This is a genomic window from Coprococcus intestinihominis (assembly GCF_040096555.1).
In the GTDB taxonomy this organism is placed as follows: domain Bacteria; phylum Bacillota; class Clostridia; order Lachnospirales; family Lachnospiraceae; genus Coprococcus_A; species Coprococcus_A intestinihominis.
The window spans coordinates 1-5,174 of sequence record NZ_JBBMEK010000237.1; the positions used below are offsets into that span (position 1 = coordinate 1).

4 protein-coding genes and 1 pseudogene are annotated in these 5,174 nt (G+C 42.8%); all 5 read right to left on the minus strand.

What is annotated here, in order from left to right:
- Nucleotides 1-2,914: hypothetical protein (locus WMO25_RS14515; protein WP_349085894.1), on the minus strand; the 2,914-nt coding region annotated here is incomplete at its 3' end.
- Nucleotides 2,915-3,066: 152 nt separating this feature from the next.
- A complete protein-coding gene (locus WMO25_RS14520; RefSeq protein ID WP_349085895.1) occupies nucleotides 3,067-3,615 on the minus strand; it encodes a hypothetical protein in 549 nt (182 codons plus the stop codon).
- Between the two features lie 102 nt (nucleotides 3,616-3,717).
- Nucleotides 3,718-4,659 carry a DUF6674 family protein gene (locus tag WMO25_RS14525; RefSeq protein WP_349085897.1) on the minus strand — a complete coding sequence of 314 codons (942 nt, stop codon included), beginning with the start codon at nucleotides 4,657-4,659 and terminating at the stop codon, nucleotides 3,718-3,720.
- Nucleotides 4,660-4,719: 60 nt separating this feature from the next.
- The gene (locus tag WMO25_RS14530) at nucleotides 4,720-4,869 is read right to left on the minus strand and encodes a hypothetical protein (RefSeq protein ID WP_349085896.1); all 150 of its coding nucleotides are present in this window, start codon (nucleotides 4,867-4,869) and stop codon (nucleotides 4,720-4,722) included.
- Nucleotides 4,851-5,144: pseudogene (locus WMO25_RS14535) on the minus strand (DUF1016 N-terminal domain-containing protein); the annotation flags it as partial. The gene WMO25_RS14530 and the pseudogene WMO25_RS14535, both read right to left, overlap by 19 nt.
- Nucleotides 5,145-5,174: the final 30 nt, after the last annotated feature.

The following is a 5,174-nucleotide window of genomic DNA, read 5'->3' on the forward strand; positions in this document are numbered from 1 at the left end:
CTGTACCGTTTTTTACAACTTCATAATCAGCAAGTGAGCCGTCCGCCTTATCCTTTGTAGAACGACGTTCCAATTTGAAGAGCACCTGAGAAATATCCGCAAATTCATTTTCCTCAAGATTTTTATCCCATTCTTTTACGACTTTGTACTCTCTGCGTGCAGTAATGGTATTCGTCTGTTCATAGCGATACTCGCCGATACCATCGCCAAGCATTACCTTATTTTTATAGGAAGACTTTACCACATACTGGCTGCCATCGATGTCTATGATCTGATCGCCGCTTTCATTTTGTGTGACGGAATAGGTTTTCTCTCCGATGGTAACAGTTTCCTGGATTATGGCATGCTCCATGTCATAAGGGCGTCCTTCTTTGTCATATGTATTGACATAATAAACCACATCTCCCCGGGATATGCTGGAAGTAAAGCCTGAAATCGTCTGTGCCTGTTCCTTCTCATTATTCTTTAACATATCATAGGATTTTGGTTTGTCCGAATAAACGGTCAGTTCATCATACGTTGTTCCTCCATCCGCACTGGCTGTTATCTTGACCGTAACAGACGCACCATCGATCTGTGCCAGACCAGAGGGATTCTTCCAGATCTTTGTAATTGCTACCGCTTCTTTCTTGCGGCGGACGTTGATAATGATTCCATTAACCGGAGCACCATTTTCATAAATTTGCGTAATGTTGTGATTATTCTGACCAGTATATTGAATCGTATAGTCCTCTGCATACTCTCCCGACAGGCTCTCCCTTACGAAGTACACGTATTCCTGACCTTGATCATCATATAATGGCAGTGTATAATCCTGCGACATCCCACTGACTGTCTCGCTTGTGAAAGTGATTTCTAATGGATCCTCTGCCGTTCCCTTTGTCTTATCCATCTGATAGGATACGATTCGATCCTTCGTCTGACCATCCCCGGTTGTCTGGAAAATGACCTGTGTTGCAATGCCCTTTGTATAGGCATCATCAATGTCTTTGGCTTCCTTTTTTACATATCTCCAGAGCGTAACGACTGCATCCGGACGGTTCGTGACATCTCCGGTTTGATCCTTCCAGATTTTCTTTGCATGGAATTCAACTTCTTTGGTCAGAACTTCTGTGATGATTCCGTTATTATGGCAGAGTGCGGTATCATTTCCAAAACTTCCGCTGCCATTGCTGTAGTAAGTCTTATAGTATTCCAGTCTTCCCTGGGTCACTGTCTGATCTTCTCCGATAGATCCCTGTACCAGCACATAGTCATATTCTTTATTGTCCACATGATATCTGGTAAGATCCGGAATCTTCACCTGCCAGCCTGACTCTCCTGTTGTGACTGTGCCTTCCGGCAGGGTATCATAAACAAGCTCATAAGTTCCGCCCTCTGTCCGCCGATACAGTCTCAGTTTTAAATCCGAAGCATTCTTAGGACGGTAACGATGTCCTTCCTCCCCCTGTCCGTCTATATCATTCCATGTGATTGTTGCCTGAAAGCTTGTCTGTTCTTCAAATATAATCTCACGTCTTCCTGTATCCTCGTGATCTTTATAATCAGAGACGTAATTGTCCGGATTTGTCTTAACAACCACACGGTATTCCAAAGCTTTCCCCTCTGCATCTACCGAAGGGCAGCCTTTATAGGCATACTGATTAACAGATGCATTTGACTTGTCAAAGGCAGGCATTTTTTCCAGATTCAGTTTTTCGCATTCTGCTTCTGTCAGTTCCGTCCATTCGCCATCTGCTGTCCGGTATTGAAGCAGGAAAGAATCCTCAGAAAGTGTCGGTCGTGTTGCATTGTTATTGTCAACCCAGCTGACATCAAAGCCCACTTCCACATTTTGTGCGTAGTTGACTGTGATAATCGTGACATCTGTCTTCTCTGCAATGGTTCCTGATACAGAGTTTTCGGATGTTGACGTCTTTGTTTCCGTTTCTCCTGCATCGTTTGTTGTGGTCTCTGTGACTGTATATTCTTTATTCAGCCGATAGCCATCCGCTGCTTCCTGCTGCAACGTATAAGTGATTCCCACCGGCACCGATACTTCCGATGGTTTTTTTTCGTTTGATTTATACGTTAGTTCTAATTTTCTTCCCTGATCTCCCTCTCCTGTAAGCTGCGGATATGTAAATACTGCTTTCATATTAAAAGACGGATTGTCGGTTCCACCTTCCGGAATAACTGTGGGCTTCAAGGTTAATTTCTGACTTTTCAGGCTCATCATCAATGTGCCCACTGCACTGGTCAGATTGGCAGGATCTTTCATATCCACTGAGATTGGCGTGTCGCTCTTGTAATACGGCAGTGCCGGTTCTACATTGACTGTGCAGGAAGTCACCTGATGCTCCACTCCATTTTCATCTGTAATGCTCTTTGGAATATTTTCAATGATAAAGTCACCGCCGCCATCTCCGTCATGTGCAAATTTCAGATAATAGTTCTCCTTCGATATATCATGCTGGGCACAGGATGTTACTGTCTGTACCTCGCCGTTGCTGTCGATATAGGTTTGCACAATGGTAATTTGTTGATCAAACTCTAACGGTCGAACCAGGTCTTTCCAGTCTGTGCCATCCAGATTTTCATTGAATACTATCGTGCCGGACACTTTAAAGGTTCCTGTCACAACTTCCTGTGCAACCGGTTCTTGCTCTTGTGCGTACATTTGAGTCTCTTCTGTTTCCTGAGTCTCTTCCGTTTCCTGAGTTCCTTCCGTTTCCTGTATATTTTCTGTCTCAAGATCGGCAAATCCTTCTGTTTCCCGGAAATCCTCCATCTCCGAATCGGCGGTCTGTCCCTCCACCGTATTCTGTGCTGTCGTATGATATTCCGTCGCACTTGCCGGAAAATTTACATTCGAAGCCAACATCAGACCTGCAAGTATTCCGCTTAATACTCTCTTTCGTATCGATTGTTTCATCTATCTTCTCCTTTAAACTTGCTTTGAGAGATTACCTATGCCGTAAAATCCCATAACTGCATCATTGTCATAAAGCGGAACGACGACGATGGAATGAATATTCTGCCGTTTCAGGTTTTCGTACTGCAACGGATCATCCTCCCGCATTTTCTCTAAGTCATCAAACTAGTTGCCTTATACGGCAGGCTCTGCCGCTCAAAATAGTTTTTCATTACCACATCACCACCAATGTAGATGGAATCCAGAAACTGATTATATGCGTCCCTGTTCCCAAAACTGTGGGGATTATACAATCTTATTTCAAGCACGTCCTCCGGCGATGCTGACGGAAACACCCACGATACCCACGTGCTACCGCACATATCCGGGAACTTTTCATGGCTTGATTCATATAGGATTTCCCCGTCCCTGCATATATCCACACCGATGTGGTTTAGATAAAATCTTATTTCTGCCCCCTCCAACAGTTCTGTATCAAATCTGCCACGGAGCGTTACAGCCCCGTTATAAGAAGACAGATCTGTTTTTGCGTCAAGCATCTGCCATTCTCCGCCACCTTGACTGTACTCGCCTGTAAAATGAACAGGCATGGGGATTGACATGACAGCCTGATGACTTTGGCAGCTAGCTGATATTACAAGAAGTCCTGCTATGAAGAACATAACTGTATACAGAATTAAATTTATTGGTATTTTCTTCAAAGTATCACTCCTTAGTGAAAAATTTTTTTTATTATATCATAAATAACCTCGCCATTCCACAAAAAAGGACGTACCACCATTTCTGATGATACGTCCTCACTACTATCTGGCTTTATCTTCCCTTACCTTCGATACTTCCTTATGTGCTGCCTCCTGCTTCACCTCATCCACACCTCTAGCCTCAAATGCATCTACATTATACTGATACTCCTGCGGCTCAGCGACCGTCGGTGAATATACAACCTCTGCTTCTACTCGCTCAGTTTCTGCCCTCTCCGGCTCTGCCTCTGCCCTGTCAGTTGCTTTTTGCTTCTCACTCTTCGTATTCTTCATACACTTTTCCTTATCTATCCGCACATTCATAGCCAGATTATCCAGCTTATCAATCGAAGCGTCCAGATGTAGCTCCATTGATACAAACAACTCTTTCACTGCTTTCATAGGTGCAAGCACCGCTTTGGTTATTGTATGCTTCTGTTCTTTCTGTAAATAATCCACCTCCAGCTTATCCGCAAAAGTACGGAATGCATTGGCTGCTGTCTGTCCTGCCTCACGAAGCCCTTTACCAAGCAATGCCGTTTTAGCTATATCATTATCCGTAGTTCTGATTACACCTCTTACATTCTCCCGGATATTAAGAAGTTTATTCTTAATTTCTAAGAGCTCTGATACTCTGTATAATGCAGCTCTGCCTTTTACCTTTGCTTCATCTACAATACTTTTTGCAGTAAATTTCACCTGTTCTTTAACTTCATGCACCTGTGATTTTATCTGTTCACGTCTGGTATTAAGTCGCTCCTGTGCATCTGATAATGCCTTTTTAGCATTATTGATAAGCGTATCTTCCTGCATTTCTTTGATCTGGTTCTGCATATTGGTGAGTTCTTCCGTCATGGAATCAATCTTTTTCTCCAGTCCGTCCACATAGCTGCATATCTCAAATACATCGTTCGCCTGCTCTTTCATGGCATTTTCCTTTAATAATTCGAGAAGTTCCCTTATGACCTCCTCATTGGTAAGTATTTTTCCTGCTTCCATATCCACATCTGTTCCTCCATTCATAAATGGGGCAGCCTTGGCCGCCCCCTGTACTCTGATTACTAATTATCGAAAGGGTATTGCCTCTTTATCCTTATCCGGGTTTCCATGTGTTTTACAAAAATAACGTACATTTTCTTTAGAACTGCCAATAACAACTGCGATTGCTTTATATCCAAGCCCTTTAAGACGGAGATTTATAATCTGCTTCTCCATTTCTGATCTTTCCTTGGTGACTGCATTAATCTGTAATAATATTGTGTACTGATATTTCTATCTAAAGTTCTTGAACTCCAGCCTTCCTGTGCAGCTTCGTTCATATACCACATTCTTGCATTTTCATCCGGCACACGTAAAAGTGCTCTAAAATGTGTCCAATTCAGATTGTGAACGCATGCGTTCACAATCTGCTCATCTGGAAAAACAAGATAAAATTTACGAAAATATTGCAGATTTCTTTTTGAAAAGCTTTTTCCATATTCTTTTGTAAGTTCATCCGCTAATAGATTTTACCAAACGGC